Origin of the sequence: Streptomyces vinaceus (assembly GCF_008704935.1) — a bacterium.
GTDB classification, from domain to species: Bacteria; Actinomycetota; Actinomycetes; order Streptomycetales; family Streptomycetaceae; genus Streptomyces; species Streptomyces vinaceus.
In genome coordinates this window covers 7,033,391-7,051,335 of sequence record NZ_CP023692.1, presented here as the reverse complement: position 1 = coordinate 7,051,335, position 17,945 = coordinate 7,033,391, and the positions used below count along the sequence as shown (strand labels likewise).

General features: G+C 73.5%; 13 protein-coding genes. 5 read left to right on the top strand and 8 right to left on the bottom strand.

Going from position 1 to position 17,945, the window contains the following annotated elements:
* The first annotated feature begins 4 nt into the window (after positions 1-4).
* Positions 5-1,795, top strand: a complete 1,791-nt coding sequence (locus CP980_RS31765; protein ID WP_150529704.1) for a thiopeptide-type bacteriocin biosynthesis protein — start codon at positions 5-7, stop codon at positions 1,793-1,795.
* Positions 1,796-1,846: 51 nt separating this feature from the next.
* On the opposite strand, the gene CP980_RS31760 is transcribed toward CP980_RS31765, so the two are convergent.
* Together CP980_RS31760 and CP980_RS31755 are read right to left on the bottom strand one after the other, a co-directional pair.
* Positions 1,847-2,935, bottom strand: a complete 1,089-nt coding sequence (locus CP980_RS31760) for a nucleotide disphospho-sugar-binding domain-containing protein (RefSeq protein WP_150529703.1) — start codon at positions 2,933-2,935, stop codon at positions 1,847-1,849.
* 209 nt (positions 2,936-3,144) lie between these two features.
* Positions 3,145-3,498: a hypothetical protein gene (locus tag CP980_RS31755; RefSeq protein WP_150529702.1), complete on the bottom strand. Its 354-nt coding sequence runs from the start codon at positions 3,496-3,498 to the stop codon at positions 3,145-3,147.
* 257 nt (positions 3,499-3,755) lie between these two features.
* Here CP980_RS31755 and CP980_RS31750 point away from each other — a divergent pair, with 257 nt between their 5' ends.
* Positions 3,756-4,226: a hypothetical protein gene (locus tag CP980_RS31750; RefSeq protein WP_229907448.1), complete on the top strand. Its 471-nt coding sequence runs from the start codon at positions 3,756-3,758 to the stop codon at positions 4,224-4,226.
* 129 nt (positions 4,227-4,355) lie between these two features.
* Positions 4,356-5,018, top strand: a complete 663-nt coding sequence (locus CP980_RS31745; RefSeq protein WP_150529701.1) for a DUF998 domain-containing protein — start codon at positions 4,356-4,358, stop codon at positions 5,016-5,018.
* Here CP980_RS31745 and CP980_RS31740 read toward each other — a convergent pair.
* Positions 4,975-6,501 carry an MFS transporter gene (locus tag CP980_RS31740; RefSeq protein ID WP_150530428.1) on the bottom strand — a complete coding sequence of 509 codons (1,527 nt, stop codon included), beginning with the start codon at positions 6,499-6,501 and terminating at the stop codon, positions 4,975-4,977. The genes CP980_RS31745 and CP980_RS31740 overlap by 44 nt on opposite strands.
* A gap of 255 nt (positions 6,502-6,756) precedes the next feature.
* A complete protein-coding gene (locus CP980_RS31735) occupies positions 6,757-9,948 on the bottom strand; it encodes a S8 family serine peptidase (protein ID WP_150529700.1) in 3,192 nt (1,063 codons plus the stop codon).
* 411 nt (positions 9,949-10,359) lie between these two features.
* Here CP980_RS31735 and CP980_RS31730 point away from each other — a divergent pair, with 411 nt between their 5' ends.
* Complete coding sequence (locus CP980_RS31730; protein ID WP_150529699.1) at positions 10,360-10,977, top strand: TOPRIM nucleotidyl transferase/hydrolase domain-containing protein; 618 nt, start codon at positions 10,360-10,362, stop codon at positions 10,975-10,977.
* Positions 10,978-11,026: 49 nt separating this feature from the next.
* Here CP980_RS31730 and CP980_RS31725 read toward each other — a convergent pair whose 3' ends face one another.
* The 3 genes from CP980_RS31725 to CP980_RS31715 all read right to left on the bottom strand — a co-directional run bounded on the left by CP980_RS31725 (position 11,027) and on the right by CP980_RS31715 (position 13,231).
* The gene (locus CP980_RS31725; protein WP_132761548.1) at positions 11,027-11,290 is read right to left on the bottom strand and encodes a hypothetical protein; all 264 of its coding nucleotides are present in this window, start codon (positions 11,288-11,290) and stop codon (positions 11,027-11,029) included.
* 207 nt (positions 11,291-11,497) lie between these two features.
* Positions 11,498-12,502, bottom strand: coding sequence for a HEAT repeat domain-containing protein (locus CP980_RS31720; RefSeq protein ID WP_132761547.1), 1,005 nt, complete (start codon positions 12,500-12,502; stop codon positions 11,498-11,500).
* Positions 12,503-13,231, bottom strand: a complete 729-nt coding sequence (locus CP980_RS31715; RefSeq protein ID WP_132761546.1) for a HEAT repeat domain-containing protein — start codon at positions 13,229-13,231, stop codon at positions 12,503-12,505.
* 132 nt (positions 13,232-13,363) lie between these two features.
* Here CP980_RS31715 and CP980_RS31710 point away from each other — a divergent pair, with 132 nt between their 5' ends.
* Positions 13,364-14,665 carry an NAD(P)/FAD-dependent oxidoreductase gene (locus CP980_RS31710; protein WP_150529698.1) on the top strand — a complete coding sequence of 434 codons (1,302 nt, stop codon included), beginning with the start codon at positions 13,364-13,366 and terminating at the stop codon, positions 14,663-14,665.
* A 71-nt stretch (positions 14,666-14,736) separates the two neighbouring features.
* Here CP980_RS31710 and CP980_RS31705 read toward each other — a convergent pair whose 3' ends face one another.
* A complete protein-coding gene (locus CP980_RS31705) occupies positions 14,737-17,835 on the bottom strand; it encodes a glycoside hydrolase family 3 N-terminal domain-containing protein (protein ID WP_229907447.1) in 3,099 nt (1,032 codons plus the stop codon).
* Positions 17,836-17,945 lie beyond the last annotated feature (110 nt).

The window sequence follows — 17,945 nt, the reverse complement described above, 5'->3', positions numbered from 1 at the left end:
CCCCATGACCGACACCCCGTACGCAACCGCATCCGCACCCGCTTCCGCGTCCGTATCCGAGTCCGCCTCCGCGACGGCGACCCTCGCACCGGCTCCGGCGGGGGGCTGGCAGAGCCTCCACCTGACCCTGCACACCGACGGCGCGGACACCGACGCCTTCGTCACCGGGGCGCTCGCCCCCCTGATGGACGAGCGGTACGGTCCGCGGACGGGCGCCTGGTTCTTCATCCGCTACCACGAGGGCGGCCCCCACCTGCGGATCAGGTTCCGCGGTGCGGGATCCGCGGGGGACGCGGCGCGAGAGGCCGCCGGACTCGCGGAGGAACTGGCCCGGTCGGCCGCGGGCACCACCCCCGCCGCCGGCACCTGGCCGGGCCGGCACGCAGAGGTGCGCGCGGTGGCGTACGAGCCGGAGACCGAACGGTACGGCGGGCCGGCGGCACTGCCGGTGGCCGAGGAACTGTTCGCGCACTCGACGCGGGTGGCCGTCGCCGCCCTGCGTGCCGTGCCCGGGCCCGCCGACCGGCTGCGGCTCGCACTGGACCTCGCCCACGCCACGGCGTACGCCCTCGGCCTGGACGAACTGGCCTCGGCGGGCTGGCTGCGCCGGCACGCCGCCTCCTGGCGCTGGGCCTCCGAGGTGCGGCCGCTGCCCGGGGCAGCCGTCCACACCCGCGTCAACACGGTGTTCGCGGCGCAGCGTACGAGCCTGGCCCGGCGTGCCCGGGCCGTCCGCGCCGGGCTGGAGGAGGGCTCCGCCGATGCCTGGCTCGCGGAGTGGGCCGGGCAGGTGCGCGCGGCCGACGCCCGGCTGCGTACCGCCGTACCCCTCGCGGAGCGACCGGAGGCCCCGGAGCGCACGCAGCGCCGGCTGTGGGTGTGGGCATCACAACTGCACATGCTGTTCAACCGGTTGGGCGTGACGCCGGACGAGGAGCGGGCGGTCTGCCGACTCGCGGGACGCGCGCTGCTGGAGACGGAGGACGGGGGCGGTTTCTTCGGCGCCGGGGCGCGCGCGGCCGACTACCGGTACCTGGAGCAGAGCAAGTTCCAGATCGGCCGTCCCCAGGACACCGCCGTACGGAGCTTCGCGCGGCCGGAGGCCGCGTCCGGGCACCGCCCCGGGGCCGAACGGGAGCTCCCGGCGGCCCCGTTGCCGGAGCTGTCCCTCGCCGAGGCGCTGAGCCGCCGCAGTTCGGCGCGCGGGGCGCTGCGCGGGCCGCTCACCGCGCAGGAACTGGGCGGGGTGCTGTGGCACGCCCACGCCCCGAGCCATGTGTCCCGGCAGGCGCTGGCCGACGGAACGGAGCGCGCCCTGCGCCACCGCCCGTACCCGAGCGCGGGCGCCCTCTACAGCGTCCGGGTGCGGCTCCTGGCGCTGTCCGTGTCGGGACTGGCCCCGGGCACCTACCACTGCGTGCCGGAGCGCCGGTCGCTGGTCGCCCTCGGCCCCGCGCCGGACCTCGACGGGCTGAAGGCGCTGTCGTCGTACTTCTCGCGCCCGGCCGAGGACCCGGACTCCGTGGGGATCGACGAGGCGCCGGCCGTACTCGCGGTCCACCTGGACCTCGGTCTGCTCCGCCGTCGCTACGGGCTGCGGGCGCTGCGGCTGGGCCTCCTGGAGGCCGGGCACCTGGCCCAGACCCTCCAGCTCACGGCGGGCGCGTTCGGGCTGGGCACGATCCCGCTCGGCGGCCTGCACGACGACCTGGCGCACGAGCTGCTGGGGTTGGACGACCTCGACGAGCCGGTCCAGTACCTCATACCGCTCGGCCGCCAGGCCCCGCGGACGTGACGCCGGTGGCTGGGCGCGGCGGCGCTCCGCCACCGGCGGTCGTGGCGTGTTCTAGGAGGCGGCCAGGGCCTCCAGGGCGGGGACCGTCTCGGCCGGGGAGGGCAGGGCCTCGTTCTCCGCGCGGAGGCGGGCGGCGCTCTCGCGCAGGGCCGGATCGGTGATGAGGCGGGTCAGGAGCGGGGTGTCGACGTCGTCGGAGGCGGAGCGCAGGGCGGCGCCGGTCGCGGTGAGGGCGTCGGTGTTGGCGAAGTGGTCGGCGCCCTGGGGCAGCAGGAGCTGGGGCAGGCCCGCCTGCAGGGCGGTGAGCAGGGTGCCGGAGCCGCCGTGGTGGATCAGCGCGTCGGAGGTGGTCAGCAGCTCGGCGAGCGGGACCCAGGGCAGCGGGCGGACGTTGTCGGGCAGGGTGCCGAGCGCGGCGAGGTCGGCGTCGCCGACCGCGAGCAGGAACTCGGCGTCCACGGAGGCGGCGGCCTCGATCAGGCGGACGATGGCGCGGACGCCGTCCATCTCGGTGAGCACGGTGCCCAGGGTGATGGCGACGCGGGGCCGTTCGCCGCGGCGGAGCAGCGCGGCGGGCACGGTACCGCCGCCGTTGTACGGGAGGTAGCGCATCCGCAGGCCGCCCGCGTCTCCGCCGAGCGAGGCGGGGACGATGTTCAGCGCGACGGCCTCGGCCGGGCCGGAGACCCCGTACGTCTCGTACGCCTCGGTGAAGTTGGCGGCCAGGCGGCCGACCATGTCGAGGCCGGAGGTGACACCGAAGTTCTGGATCACGGAGGGGATCTTCAGCTTCGCCGCGACCAGTGGGGCGGAGGCCTGGAAGGAGTCGTAGACCAGCAGGTCGGCGCCCCAGTTCCCGGCGACCTCCAACAAGCCGTCCACCGTGCAGCGGGAGATCATCGCGAATCCGCGGGCCGCCCTGTCGAGGATCTGGTCCTGCGACAGGTCGGGGGCGACGTAGCGCATCTCCTCGCCCGGGGACTGCCCCGCCGAGGACTGCTCCATGGCCTCCCGTATGGTGCGGCCGTCGCCGATCTCGACGATCGCGAAGCCGGCCTCACGGAGCCGGTCGAGCGGCTGCGAACCCGCGAACAGCACTTCGTGACCGGCGGCACGTAAGGCCTGGGCGGTCGGAATCATCGGAAAGAGGTGGCCGGCCGAAGCCGGACCGGTGAAAAGTATGCGCACAGCCGTTCTCCTTGCCCGCGGTCTGACAGTCGGAGACAGACCGTACGAGCCCGCCCCCGGTTCCCCTCAGTGAACTGGGGGCGAGGCCGGCTGTGTTCCCCGGAAAGGGGTCGATAATCGGACGTTCTCGAACCGGCCACGCGGGACGGCCCCACCCTCGGTCAGATGGTGACGCAGATGCCGTCCTCGATGGTCCGGCCGTCACGCTCCAGCCCGCCGCACACCAGCTTCGCCTCCTTCTGCTCGTAACCCACCTCCCACCGGTGGGAGGCCGCGTTCACCTTCGCGCTGCGGAAGTTGCCCCAGTAGGAGCGCAGCGTGCCGTGCAGTCCGTCCCGGGTCTGCACCGTGATGTCCTGGACGAAGCGGTTGTGGTGCGCGGTCATCACGCAGATGTACCTCCCGCAGTGGCTGTCGACACCGCTCGGGCGCGCGTCGGCGGGCGCCGCCGCGGCGAGCGCCAGGGCGGCTGCGGCGGCCAGGGTGGCGGTCAGGTGGCGCAGGCGGTGGTTCATGGAAGGCCTTCTCTCCGTCGGCGGGAAAGGTTGCGAGAGCCGGACCAGAGTTGTAGTGGCCCCGGGAGCCGAGGGACAGGGCACGGCCCCGGAACTCACCCGAGCGGGCGCACGAGTTCACCGCAGTAACGACACTGCTCCCGGCTGCCCCCGGGAGCAGCAGGCAAAACCCACTGCGAGGAGAGGGACGGCGGCTCCTAGGATCGCCGTCGCCGACGGATAGGGTGCCCGGGGGCGGGGACCGAGGGGGGATCGCGTTGGAGCGACGGAAGCTGATCGGGATCGGGGCGGGGCTGGTGGTCCTGCCCGTGGCGTGGGCCCTGACCCGGTCGGGTGGCGATGACGGGCCGGGCTGGCACACCGACGCGGCGCCGCTGGAGCAGGCGTTCCCGCTGCTGGGCCCGCTCACCGAGGCCCGGTGGGTCAGCAGCCGGGACCGCGACGACCGGTCGGGCATACCGTCACCGGAGCTGGCGATCTCGGGCCTCGCCACACTGGCACCGGGCAAACTCGCCGAACTGACAGCCGCCCACACCTTCGTCCCCGGCGCGCCCGCCTCCGACTTCACCTCGTGGTTCGAGAAACCGCTCAGGGGCGAGGGCCCGAAGAACCCGCAGTGGATCCGGTCGGACGAGCTCGACCGCGACACCGCCGGCCGGTCCACCCACCTGTGGTTCGACCGCGGCACCGACACCGTCCGCTTCTCGGCGCTCAACCCCTACGGGTAGGCGGACGTGCGTCAGGTTGAGGCCGGCCCGGGACTCGCCGCGGTCAGATGGCCCGGCTCCGGCCCGCGCGGGACATACTGATCACGCAGCCACCGCACGGCTCACAGCGGACCCGAAGGCACAGGCGGCATGCGCGAACTCACCTTCACGGCTTCGAGGCGACTCATGGCCGGGGGCGTCCTGTGGGCCTCCCTGGTCCAGATCTTCGTGGTGAACAACGCCGTCGTCCTGCCCCGGGCTTCGAGCCAGAACCTGGTGGACCACATCATCTCGGCGCTCGGCGTGACCCGGTGCGGTCGCGTCGGCGGATTCCGCTTCTGCTCCCCCTGGCACGAGGCCGCCGACGTCGCCTGGATCGTCGGAGGGTTCTGCCTCGTCCTCGGCGCGCTCCTCAACGCCGCGGTGCTGCCCCCGGACCGGCTCCGGAACCTCGCGTTCGGCGTCCTGGGCGCCAGCGGGGTGGGACTGGTGTCCACCGGCTTCAATCCGTACAACCTCCGCCCGGCCGTCCATCTGCTGTCCGCCGGAATCTGCTTCTTCTGCGGAGCCCTGGGCGTGCTGCTGCTGGGCGGCATGCTCCGGCAGGCACACCGGCCCTACTGGGGTGCGGCGGGGATCGTGTGCGGGGTCGTCTCCATCGTCTCGGCCACGCTCACGGCGCTCAGGCCGGACCCCTACGTCCAAGGCCTGTTCGAGCGGATCGCCGCCTGGCCCAGCGTCGTATGGGTCATCTGCTTCGGGGCGTACCTCACCGTCTCGGCGCGGCGGGCGTCCCCCGGTCGCCGTCCGTGACCCGTGTCCCCGGGTGCAGGAACGTGCACAGCCACGCCAGACCCAGCGCGACGGCCATCCCGTAGAACACCCACTGGTTGGCCTGCGCGAAGTCCATGTGGACGGCCTCGAACGAACTCCGCATCAGGGTGGCGGTCGGTCCGCCGCCGGTCGGCGCGCGGTCGTCCGGGTGGCCGATGACCGCCTCCGCGATGCCGCGGGCCGCGCCGGGCACCGCCTGCTCCGGCAGGCCCTTCGCGGTGAGCGTCTGCGCGACGCGGCTGGTCGTGGCGTGGGTGAGGAGCGTGCCGAAGACCGCCATGCCCAGGGCTCCGGCGTAATTGCGTACGGTCTGCGTGATGCCGGTGACCTCGCCGTACGAGGCGCCGATGGCCCGGTTCACGGCGTCGGCGGAGGCCGGGGAGAGCACGAGGCCCATGCCGGCCCCGGCCATGCAGGCGTAGGGCCACTGGTCATGGGCCGACAGGTCCGTCAGTTTCCACGCCCACAGGGCGAATCCGACGCAGGCGAGCGCGGTGCCGAGCTTCATCGTGGGCCGGGCTCCGTGCTTGTCGAGGATCCGGCCGCCCCACTGGGCCGAGAGGCCGAACCCCGCGAAGAAGTACAGGACGTAGAGCGCGGCCTGGTGGGGCGAGGAGCTGAGCGAGGTCTGTGCGTACACCGATGCGAAGAACAGCACGGGGATGAACGCCAGCATCGAGAAGAAGAGCACGAGGGTATCGGCCGTGAACGCCCGGTCGCGAAAGACGCGCAGCTTGATGAGCGGCTCGTCGGTGCGCAGCTCGTACCGGCAGAAGACGACGAGGACGAGGAGCCCGCCGGCGATGCACGCCCAGGTGGCGGGGCTGGTCCAGCCCCAGGTGGACGACTGCTGGATCCCGAAGACGTTCAGCGCCATGCCGGTGGCGACGAGTACGGCGCCCGGCGCGTCGAGGCGTTCGCGTTTGCGGGCCTCGGGGACGCGGGCGCGGGCGGTCAGGACCAGCGCGACGACGGCCACGGGGACGTTGATCCAGAAGATGGCCCGCCAGGTCCAGGCGGTCAGCCAGCCGCCGAGCAGCGGCCCGAGGGCGGTGAACGCACCGGCGAGGACGAAGAACAGGGCCAGCGCCCGGCCGCGTCGGTCGACGGGGACGACGGACACGACGACGGCGAGGGCGGCGGGGTACACCAGTGCCGCGCCCACGCCCTGGGTGGCGCGGAAGATGACGAGCCAGCTCTGGGCGAAGTCCCCCGAGGGCACCGATCCGCACAGCACGGAGGAGACGACGAACAGCAGCGTGCCCGCCACCACCACGCGGCGGTGCCCGAGGACGTCGGCGAGGCGCCCGCCGAGCGCGAAGCACGCGGCGAGCGCGAGCAGGTACGCGTTGACCACGCGCTGCATTCCGGAGGCCGAGAGTCCGAGCTCCTCGACGATGCTGGGGGCGGCGATGCTGACGATCGTCTGGTCCACGAAGATCATCGCGACGGCGAAGACCATGGCCGCGAGGGCGACGACCTGGTTCGGCGTCTTCCCCCGGTCCGGCTCCTTTCCCTGGTTCGGCGCCTTCCCCTGCCGGTCTCTGTCCCGCACAGTCCTCATCCTCCCCGCCGCACATCCGTTGCGCACGCCGGTGGGGTGAGGGGGATGTCGCCGGCGTCGGCGCCATCGGACCCCTGGCATCCTGGCAGGGGCTTTCCACGCCTTCCCGGCCCCAGCCCCCCAGGCCCCCTCGGCGGCGTTGACCCGGCCGGGTCAGGGTGCGGCGAGCCGGTAGGCGTTCGTGATCGTCTCCTGCGCGGTGTTGCCGCCCTTGTCCTTCAGGTGCACGCGGAAGGACACGGCCGTCGCCGCAGCCGGGTGCTTGACGCTCACCGAGCGCGCCCCCTTCGCGTCCGTCCGCACCGGGAGCGCCTGCCAGCTCGCGCCCTCGTCGTACGAGACCTCGACGGTGAGCGCGGCGACCCGGCCGGGCCCCGCGGCCGCTCCGCCCAGCACCAGCGGCACGCGCAGCGTGCCGCCCGCCGGGGCGGTCCCGTCCAGGCCCAGGGCCGGCGCGAGGCGTACGGTCGACAGGGGCAGCCGGACCGCCTCGTCGGTGGACGGGCGAGCGGAGGCGAACGTCCACACCGCGGCGACCTTCGTACTGGTGGACGTGTCCTCGGCGGAGCGGCTCGCCTCCATGCTCAGCCGGTACGGTGCGGAGGCGGCCGGAACCTCCGCGCTCAGCCAGTCGTTGGGCTGCCCCTCGGCGAGGACCCGGCCGCCGGATTCCAGCCGGGCGAAGCCCCCGGTGGTCACGGACGAGCCCGCGTGGCCGGCGCCGTCGTCGAAGAGCGGGACCCTCGTGTCGATGAAGTCGCCGCTCCGGAAGGCGCCCTGGTCCTCCCCGGCTCCCAGATCGGGCCCGACCACGCCGGTGTTGAAGTTCAGGGTCCGGCGCGTGGCCGGCTCGTAGGCCACCGGGCCCTCGGTGTAAATGATCCGCTCCTCGCCCCGCGCGTTGACCTGCGAGGCGCTCCAGGACCACCACACACCCGCGGTGCTGACGTACTGCGTGGAGGCCAACGGCACGTCCTGGTCGACCGGGTCCCACACGCCGGCGCCGAAGCCGTCCGCGTCGGTCGGGGTCACCCGGATCCGGCCCTTCGCCCCGGCGACCGACGCCCCGAAGCCGAGCTTGACTTCGGCGACGTCGGCCCGGGTGACGGTGCGGTCGAGGCCGGTGAACCAGGTGCCCTTGCGGTGGAACGCGAGCCGGTAGTCCGTCTTCCCGCCCTCCGCGCCGGGCCTCTTCCACACCCCGTTGTACTGGGAGCGCATCGCGGAGCCGGCCGGGCCCAGTGCTGCGGTGAGGATCCGTGTCCGGCCGTCCGTGAACCAGGCGTTGCCCACCCTCGCGGCCCCGTCCTCGTACCCGACGGTGGCGCTGACCAGCCGTGCGGCCGGATCGGGGGCGGTGACGGCGAACGGCTTCGCCTTGCGGAAGTCGAGCGTGATCGTGGTCTTCGCGGCGAGCTTCAGCACCGGCTGGACGAAGATGGCCAACCGGTCGTCCGAGCCGTAGACGAAGCTCTCCAGCTGGTAGTCGCCCTTGGGCAGCCGCCGGGTGACGACGCCGGTCGGGTCGTTCGGGAAGTCGTGGCGCTCCCGCGTCTGCGGACCCGTCCCGGTGACCGTGGCGTAGTAGGACAGCGGGTCCGGGCCGGTGCCGCCCGTGTGCCGCAGGGTGAGGTCGTACGACTCCACCTCTCGCTCGACCACGAGTCCCGTACGCACCGACTGGCCCTCGCCGGTGGCCAGTACGCTGCCGCCGAACGCCCCGTCGACCGTGCCCTGCCGGGTGTCGGCGGTCACGGTGGTCTGCGCGCTGCCGCCCGCGGGGACGGTGAGCTCGGGGTCCTTGAAGGTGAACATCCCGGCCGGGGCCGGGCGGCCCGCCGGATCGGTCCCGGCCGCGGTCAGCCGCAGGGTGACGGGCTCGGTTCCGTAGTTGCGGTAGGTGAGCGTCCTCGCGACCGGCTCGTCGTCACCGTGCGGCCAGGACTGCGTGCCGAAGGAGAGGGCGCCGGGCTCGGAGACGACCACGGCGCTCATGGCCCGTTCCAGGTCGATCCGTCCCGCGCCCTGCTGGTGGGCGCCCAGCGCCGGGTTCGGCTCGGCCGATCCGGTCAGCAGCGCCTTGATCTGGGCGCCGCTCCAGGTCGGGTGCTCCTGGAGGAGGAGGGCGGCGGCGCCCGAGGCGTGCGGGGCGGCCATGGAGGTGCCGCTCATGGAGACGTAGCCGTCGCCCGGCGGGACGTCCGGGTTCTGCGTGGTCCGGGCGGCGGTGATGTCGACACCGGGGGCGGTGAGGTCCGGCTTGGAATCCCCGTCGGCCGTCGGGCCGCGGCTGGAGAAATCGGCGAGCTGGTCCTGCTTGTCGACCGCTCCGACCGCCAGCGCCGCCGGGGCGCTGGCGGGCGAACGCATCGTAGCGGCCTTGTCGCCCTCGTTGCCCGCGCTCGCCACGAAGAGGGCCTTGTCGGAGAGCCGGGCCACGGCTTCCTCCATCGGGTCGACCCCTGCGGAGTCCTGGGACCCGAGGCTCATGTTGACGACCTGCGCACCCTGGTCGACCGCCCACTGCATACCGCTGACGATGCTCGATTCGGCGCCGAAGCCGTCGTCGTCCAACACCTTGGCGTCCAGGATCCGCACGCCGGGCGCCACGCCCTTGTAGACGCCGCCCGATCGCGCTCCGGACCCGGCGATGGTGGACGCCACGTGCGTACCGTGCCCGTCGATGTCCGCGGAGCCGGGCGAGGAGCTGAAGTTCTGCTGCGCCACCTCCATCCCCGCGAGGTCCGGGTGGGTTTCGTCGACGCCCGTGTCCAGGACCGCCACCTTGATGCCCTTGCCGGTGTAGCCGGCCGCCCACATGGCGGGCGCGCCGATCTGCGGCACGCTCTTGTCGAGGGCCGTGTGCACCCTGCCGTCCAGCCACAGGCGGGCGATGGGCTCCGCGGGGGCGGCTCCTGCCGTACGGGGGCCGGACGTGCGGCCGATGACCGTCGCCCACAGGGCCGCGGTGTCGACCTTGGGCGCCTGGAAGGCCTCGCCCTGGACGGCGGGCAGCGGGCGGCGCCCGCGCGCGAGTCCGGCGAGCGCTTCGGGCAGGGCGAAGGCCCCCGCCGCGGCGCCGTCCCGGCGGTAGCCGACGATCAGGGGCAGGGTGGTGCGGTGCGCGTCGTCGTAGCCGTCCCGGACCAGCTGGGCGACGTCGAACAGCCGCCGGTCGAGGACGCCTTCGCCGATCATGCGGAGGGCGTCCTGGGGGATGACGTAGGTGTGGTCCGGCTCGGTCCGTACCGAGAAGACGATCCCCTCCCGGCCCTTGCCGCGCACGAGTTGGCCGACCCGGCCGTCGCCGCCGACGACGACGCGGTCTCCGGTGACCAGTGTCACGGTCGCAGGCGCCTTCTCCGGTGGTTTGGCCGGCGTCCTGGCCGACGGCCCGGCCGACGCCGTCGTACCGTCCGGCGCGGTGGGGCTCGCGGCCCGCGCCGGCTGGATGCCCGCCGATGCCGCCCCCGTGATCAGTGCGGCGACCACGCCGGCGGACAGTGCCGCCGCTCTCGCCCTCGAAACGATTCCCACCCGTGTCCCCCAACGTGGCGTGCCTACCGATGTGTTCGCCGGTATGCACGCCTCCCGGCGGCTTCCGGTTCGCGGCGGACGCGGGTCGAAGGGCGTTCGGCGGAGAAATACAACCGTGGTGGTAGACGGGCGCTCCCCCTGGTGGGAGGCGGACACCCACTCTGGTGGGAGGAGGGATATTGCGTGTCGCGCCGGTCGCCGGGCGTGCAGACTCGCCCCATGGTGGACATGGGGGCGTTCCGGGAGGCGGTCGGCGGCTGGGCGGCGGGCGGTCCCGGCGGACCGGCGAGCGATCTGGCGGTACGACTGGGGTTGCGGACGGCGGTCCTGCTGGAAGGGCTGAGCGATCTTGCGGCTGTGGAAGCGCTCGCGGAGCGCAGGGGCCGGGACCTCGCCGCCGAAGGGGTGTGCGTCGTGTCGATGGGCGGGGCGATGAACGTCGGCCGCTACGCCGGCCTGCTCGGGCCGCCGGGACTCGGCCTGCGCCTGACGGGGCTGTGCGACGCGAGGGAGCGGCCGTACTACGAGCGCGGGCTGAAGCGCGCCGGGGCGGAGGGCGGGGAGTTCTTCGTGTGCGCCGCGGACCTGGAGGACGAGTTGATCCGCGCGCTCGGCGCGGCGGCGGTCGAGGAGATCGTCCGGGCCGAAGGCGACGTGCGGGCCTGGCAGACGTTCCTGCGGCAGCCCGCACAGGAGGGCCGCCCTCGGGAGCAGCAGTTGCGGCGTTTCCTCGGCACGAAGAAGGGCCGCAAGATCCGCTACGGCCGCCTCCTCGTGGAGAGCCTCGGCCCCGGCCGGGTACCGGCGCCGCTCGGGAACCTGCTGGCGAGCCTGTGACCCGGGCCGCCGGCGCAGCCCGGGTCACGGGGGTGGTACCGGTGCGGCGTCAGCGAGCGGTCTGGTCCTCGGACGCGCCGCCCGAGTGGTCGATGACGTTGCCGTTGGAGCAGTTGTTGGCGTGGTCGCCCACCCAGTCACCCATGACCGGCACCACGGCGACCTCCTGGAGGCAGACCGCGGCCGCGGTGAAGTTCCAGTTGTTCGCGGCGTTGACACCCCCACCGAAGTTGCTGTCGTTGTCGGCGAAGGCCGGGGTGGCACCGGCGAGGGCTGCGGCGGCCATCAGGCCGCTGGCGATGATCTTCTTCATGTCTTGCTCAACGCCTTCGAACGCCGCAGGTCACGGCCCTGTACGAGAATCCGGGCCCGCCCTCCTCTCCCAGTGCTCCTCCTCCGTGGCAGCGGCGGAGGATCGGGCCGGCACTCGCCGCGGTCTCGGGCGCCATCACCCCGGCCCCGGACGGCCGGCGCATCGGCGTGGACGAACTGACGGACCGGAGCCCTCGCACCGGCGGGGTCAGCGGGCGTCCCGCAGGGTGAGGACGTACGCCGCCGTCAGGGCGACGGCCCGGTCCTCGTCCCGTGCCAGGTCCGTGAGGGCGCGGGTGGCCGTGCTTCCCGGGATCTCCGCGAGCGCCTGCGTCAGCCGCCGGCGTACGGGCGGTGCGGCGGGGCCGTGCGGGAGGCGGGCCGCGAGCCGGCCGGCGATCCGGTCGGCCAGTGCGGGGCGGCTCGCCAGCGCGCTCAGCGTGTCGGCCGCCTCGACGTCGTTCGTCCCCTCGACGATCATGTCGATGAGCACCGGTACCGCGTCGGCCGCTCCCTGCGCTCCGAGTGCCAGGGCCGCCGGCCCGCGGACCCCGCCGTCGGGGCTCCTGAGGGCGGTGCGCAGGAGGGCGGTCGCCCCTTCGCCCGGGATCTCGGCGATCGTCCGGACGGCCCGTTCCCGTACCTCGGCGACCGGTGAGGCCAGGCCCCGCGCCAGCAGTTCCAGCGCGTCGTCGCCCGATCGGGCCACGGCCCAGCGCAGGGCTCCGGCCACGTTCGGATCGCTCTCGCCGAGCACCGCCTCGACGAGCGCCTCCACCGGGAGCGGCGTCGTGTCGGCCGATGCCAGCGCCGCGCGCTGGCGTCGGCCGGGGCTCTCCGATCCGAGCGCGTGCAGGAGCGCGACGGTGTGCAGGACCTCCTCCCAGCCGGTGGGTTCCGCGGCGCCGATCCGGCGCAGGCGGGTGAGGAGCTCCGTCTCGGCCGCGATGCGTTCCTGTGTGGTGCGGATGAGGTCGTCCACCAGGACCGTGGCCTCGAAGCCCGGGTCGTCCAGGGCGCGTGCGACCTCCCGAAGCGAAAGGCCCAGGGAGCGCAGGCTCTCGATGTGGAAGATCCGCCGGATGTCCTCGCCGGAGTACTCCCGGTACCCGGACCCGGTACGTTCCGTCGGACGCACCAGGCCGATCGATTCGTAGTGCCGGAGCATGCGGGCGCTCACCCCGGACCGCCTGGCCACCTCGCCGATCAACACCTACCGCTCTCCTCCGGGCCGGTCCTGCAGGGCCGTGACGCGCTTGGCCTCCTCGATCGCGTACTCGAATCCGGACTCCGGATCGCGCAGCAGCCGCTGCGTGGCCATCGCATGATGACGCACGCCGGGGTCGGGATCTTTCATCGCCGGGCCCAGGGCCGGCTCCGCGGCCGCCTCGCCGAGGGCGATCAGCGCCCGGCTCAGGCTCAACTGCGTCTCGCGCCCGCCCCGCCCCAGCTGCGCCGCCAGTGCTGCGGCCAGCCCGGGCTCCTCGCCCTCGGGTGCGAGTACGACGGCGGCCCGCCACGCGCTGCGCGCCACCTCGTCGTCGGCGTCGGACAGGAGAGCCTCCGTGATCGCCGGCCATGCCCGCCCGTCGCCGATCTTGGAGAGGGTGTGCAGGGCCTGGCTGCGCGCCTGCGCCCGCCCGGACCGGAGCTCGTCGACGAGCCTCGGGACCGTCACGGACGGCGCGTGCCGGGTGAGCGCCCACGTCAGCATCTCGCGCACGGAGAAGTCGGGCTCGACCGCGCACCGCTCGACGAGCTCGTCCACGGACCGGGGGTGCGGGGTCGAGCCGATCGCCAGCGCCGCCCGCAGCCGTACCGAAGGGCGGGCGTCGTCGAGCCCCCGGACCGCCCCCGCCATGTCGGTGCCCCTGTCCGTGCCCCTGCCCGTGTCCGTGTCCGGGTCCGTGTCCGTGCCCGGGTCCTGGTTCGTCGTGGTCATCGGAACCACCTCCTCGGCCACAGTGAAGACCTTGTCATCGTGTCAAGGTCAAATGTGTCCAAGCCATCGGGATCACCGCTCCCTAGGATCGGTCCTGTGCCTGACAGAGCGACAGAAGGGGGCGATCAGCGCATGACCAGGCCTGAGAGCGCGGGAGACGGGGCGGGGTACGCGTACGACGTCGCCGTCTGCGGAGCCGGTCTCGCCGGCAGCGCGGCAGCGATCCTGCTCGCCCGGAGCGGCGTCCGCGTCGCCCTGCTGGAACGCCGGTCGGACCCCGAGGCGTACAAGGTGCTGTGCACCCACTCCCTCACGGCCAACGCCTACCCCGTCCTGGACGAGCTCGGCCTCGTCCCGGCCCTGGAGAAGGCCGGAGCTGTCCGCAACCACGCCCGCTGGTACACCCGTTGGGGGTGGATCGAGCCGAGGGCCGCGCCGACCGGTCCCGAGCTGCCGTACGCGTACAACGTCCGGCGCAGCACCCTCGACCCGCTGATCAGGTCGCGCGCGGGGCAGACCCCCGGCGTCGACCTGCTCCTCGGTCACCAGGTGACCGGGCTGGTCCGCGGTGCCGGCGGCCGGACCGTGGGGCTCCGTGCTTCGACACCGCAGGGCGAGCGGGAGATCCGGGCCCGTCTGGTGGTCGGCGCCGACGGCAAGGACTCGGCCGTGGCGAAGCTGGCCGGGGTGGCGGAGCGGCAGTACGAGAACACCCGGTTCGGCTATCTCGCCCACTTCCGCAACCTCCCGCTGCCCGGTGGGATCGGGCAGACCTGGTTCCTGGAGCCCGACATGGCCTACGCGTTCCCGAACGACGACGGGGTGACGGTCCTCGCGGTGCTTCCGGACAGGGAGCGGCTGCCCGCCTTCCGGGAGGACCTGGAAGAGAGCTTCTACGCGTTCGTCCGGGCCCTGCCCGAGGCACCCCCCATCGACTCCGCCGAACGCATCACCAAGATCATCGGTACGGTCAACTACCCGCTGCACACCCGCAAGCCGACCGCACCGGGCGTCGCGCTCATCGGCGACGCCGCCCTGACCAGCGATCCGCTGTGGGGCGTGGGATGCGGATGGGCCCTGGAGTCCGCGGGGTGGCTGACGGAGGCGGTCGCCGCGGCCGCGACCGGTCGCGGCGACCTCGACAGGTCGCTAGCGGCGTACGCACGCACACACCGGCGCCGGCTGCGCGGTCACCAGTCCATGGCCGCCGACTTCGCCAAGGCCCGCCCCTTCAATCCCGCGGAGCGGCTGGTGTTCGCGGCGGCCGCCCGCGACGAGTCGCTGGCGCGGCACATGCACCTCTTCGCTCAGCGCCTGATCGGGCCGCTGCGGTTCCTGAACCCGACGGCGCTGGCCAAGGCCGCGGTCGTCAACATCAGGCACCGCGGAACGGGCACGCCCGCCTCCACGCCAGCGCCAGCGCCCGGCCGCTGAAGCCCGGCCGCTGAAGCCCGCCCGCCCCTCCCCCGCGGCCTGCCGCGAGGGAGGGTCGGGGCCTCGCCCGGCTAGCGGGGCGCGGCGCGGAAGGCCGCGGTCAGGGCGGCCACCGACCCCGTCAGGTCGCCGGTGAGGAGGAGGTGGTCCGCCTCCGCGAAGGGTCCGGACGTGGCCTGCGTGAAGCGTCCGCCGATCCGCTGTGCGGCGATGGCCCGCGCCCGGTCCGCCACGGCACGACCGGCCTCCGAGTCGGCCCCGGTCGTACGCTCGACCGCCACCGCGGCGATCGCCAGGGCGCGCAGGGCAGCCTCGCCGCCCTGCGCGGGTGCGCCGAGCGTGGTCAGCCCCCAGCCGTACGGGAACTGCGGATCGTACGCCGCGTCGCCCACGTTGATCGGCAGCTGGGCCTGCGACTTCGGCCAGGTGACGGGGGACCGGCCGGTGAACGCCCGCTTGCCGTACAGCACGTCCGCGACCCCGTCGCCCTCGGTGCCCGGGAGCCAGGAGGCGACCAGGGCCGACATCCGGTCCAGCCGGTCGCCGATCAGCTGCGGGCGCCCGGAGACCACGAGCACCGCGCACCGCATCGCCGCGCAGACCCGGTCGACGGCGGCCTTGTCGGCCGCGGACAGTTCGAGGTCGTGACCGTTGCCCACGTCGCCGACGCCCTCCGCGTACGGGGTCTCGCCGACGACCACCACGCCCACGTCGTACCCGGCCGTCGGCGCGCTCGCGTCCTTCGAGTACGTCACCGATTCCGGGGAGGCGGCGGCCTTGCGCATGCCCTCCAGGATCGTGGTGCCCACGGTGTTGCGCCCCGACGAGCCCTGCCAGCTCACGGTCCAGCCGCCCGCCTGGTTGCCCAGGTCGTCCGCGTTGGAGCCCGCGACGTACACCTTCTGCGAGGGCTTCAGCGGCAGCAGACCGCCCTCGTTCTTCAGGAGGACCTGGGACTTCGCCGCCGCCTCGCGGGCCACCTCCCGGTGCTCGGCCGAGCCGACCGCCCCGAGGCCGGAACGGTCGGCGTACGGCTTCTCGAACAGGCCCAGCCGGAACTTCTGCTCCAGGATCCGCGCCACGGCGTCGTCGATCCGCGCCTGCGGGATCCGGCCCGCGGCCGCCTCACCGACCAGCGTGCGGTGGAAGTCCTGGTAGGCGCTCGGCACCATGACCATGTCCAGGCCGGCGTTGACCGAGGTGCGGACGTCGCTCGCGTAGTCGCCGGGGATCTGGTCGATGGCCTGCCAGTCGCTGATGACGAAGCCCCTGAATCCCATCCTGTCCTTGAGCACACCGTTGATCAGTTCCGCGTTGGCGTGCATCTTCACCGGACCGGCCGCGTCGTCCGTGAAGTCCACTGAGGAATAGGAGGGCATGACCGTCCCCACCCCGCGCTTGACCGCCTCCCGGAACGGCGCCAGGTGCACCGCGTCCAGCTCCTGCCGGGTGACCCGGGTGACGCCCTGGTCGATGGTGTAGGAGCCGGTGGTGGAGGAGCCGTACGCGGTGCCGCCGTCGCCGACGTAGTGCTTGGCCGTGGCCAGCACCTTGTCCGGGCGGTCCAGGTCCCGGCCGTCGGGCGCTCCCTGCATGCCCCGGATCACCGTTTCCATCGAGGTGACCAGCGCCGGGTCCTCGCCGAAGGCCTCGTACGAGCGGCCCCAGCGCTCGTCACGGGTCACGCACAGGCAGGGCGCGAAATCCCAGGGAACGCCCGTCGCCCGGACCTCGGCGGCGGTCACCGCGCCGGTCCGCTCGGCCAGCTCCGGGTCGCGGGAGGCGCCCAGGCCGATGTTGTGCGGCATGATCGTGGAACCGACGACGTTGTTGTGGCCGTGCACGGCGTCCACGCCGTAGACCAGCGGGATCTGGAGGCGGGCCGCCCGGGTGCGCAGCTGGTAGCCGTCCACCATGTCGGCCCACGCCGCGGGGGTGTTGGGGCTGGGTACGGAGCCGCCCCCGGACAGCAGCGAACCCAGGCCGTACGCCGCGATGTCGCCCGGCGACTTGAGCGCGTTGCGCTCGGCCTGGGTCATCTGGCCGGCCTTCTCCTGCGGGGTCATGCGGGCCAGCAGGTCCGCGACCCGCTTCTTCACCGGCAGTTTCGGGTCGAGGTAGGGGAGCCCGTGGGCGTCGATGACGACGAGGGGGTCCTCGGCGGGCGGCCGGGCCCCGGTCACGGTCAGCTTCAGCGGTACGGTCTCGGCGGTCTCCCCGTCGCGGTCCTTGGCGGTGGTGACGGTGACGGTGCGGGAGGTGCCGGAGGGGGTCCCGGCGGGGAAGGTGAGGGTGCCGGTCACCGGCTCGTAGTCGGCTCCGGGTGTCGCGGTGCCGCCCTCGCTGGAGTAGCCGACGGTCACCGGATCGGAGAGCGGTCCGGAGCCGGTGGTGGCCACGGAGACGCGTACCTCGGCCGAACCGCCTTCCTTCACAGGGTGAACGGTCGCATCGGTGAGGACCTTGGTCTGCGCGACCGGATCGGCGGTCCCGTACACCTCCACCCCGTCGAGCATGAACTCGCCCGCGCGGCCCACCGGGAAGGTGAAGGCGTAGCCCCACATCTGCGTCAGCCCGAGCACGTGGTCGATGCCGCCGACCGGCTGGTAGTCGGTGCGGTACTCGAACCGGGAGAACGGGATCTCGACGAGGTGCCAGCCCTGCCAGTCGTCGGTGAAGGAGGTCGTCCACAGCTCGGAGGCCTCGCCGTTGGCCCCGCCGTCCTTGAGCTCGAAGGAGATCCGGGGCCCCGAACCGGGCGGCAAAGGCGCGGTGTTCTGCCCGTACCACCAGAAGCGGATGCCGCCGCGGGCGCTCCAGTCGTGGGCGGGCCTGTCGAAGGCGAAGTCGTGGCTGTAGCCGCCCCAGCCGCTGATGTCGTAGTCGCCGTGCAGGACCTTGGCGCCCTCGGGGGCGTCGGCGCGCTCCCGCAGCTCCAGCCGGGGCTGGTCGTCGCCGTCGCTGCCCCACGTGAAGATGCCTTCGGCGGGCGGTCCGGCGAAGGGGACCTCACCCTCGAAGCGGTCGACCGCCGTCGGGGGCGGCGGTTCCCCGGCGGCCGCCGTGGCCGTGGCCTGGGCGAGCGGGAGGAGTCCGGCGAGCACGCCGGCCACACCGAGCAGGGCGGTTCTGAGCCGGCGCCGGGCCGGTGTCACGCGTGCGGTACTCACGAAGCGCCTCCGAGGTCTACACCACCGGGCAAGACACCGCGTGAGTCAACTGAACCGCCCTGCTGTCGTCAAGACTTCACGCGACGACTGGCCGAATGCCGCCCGTTCCG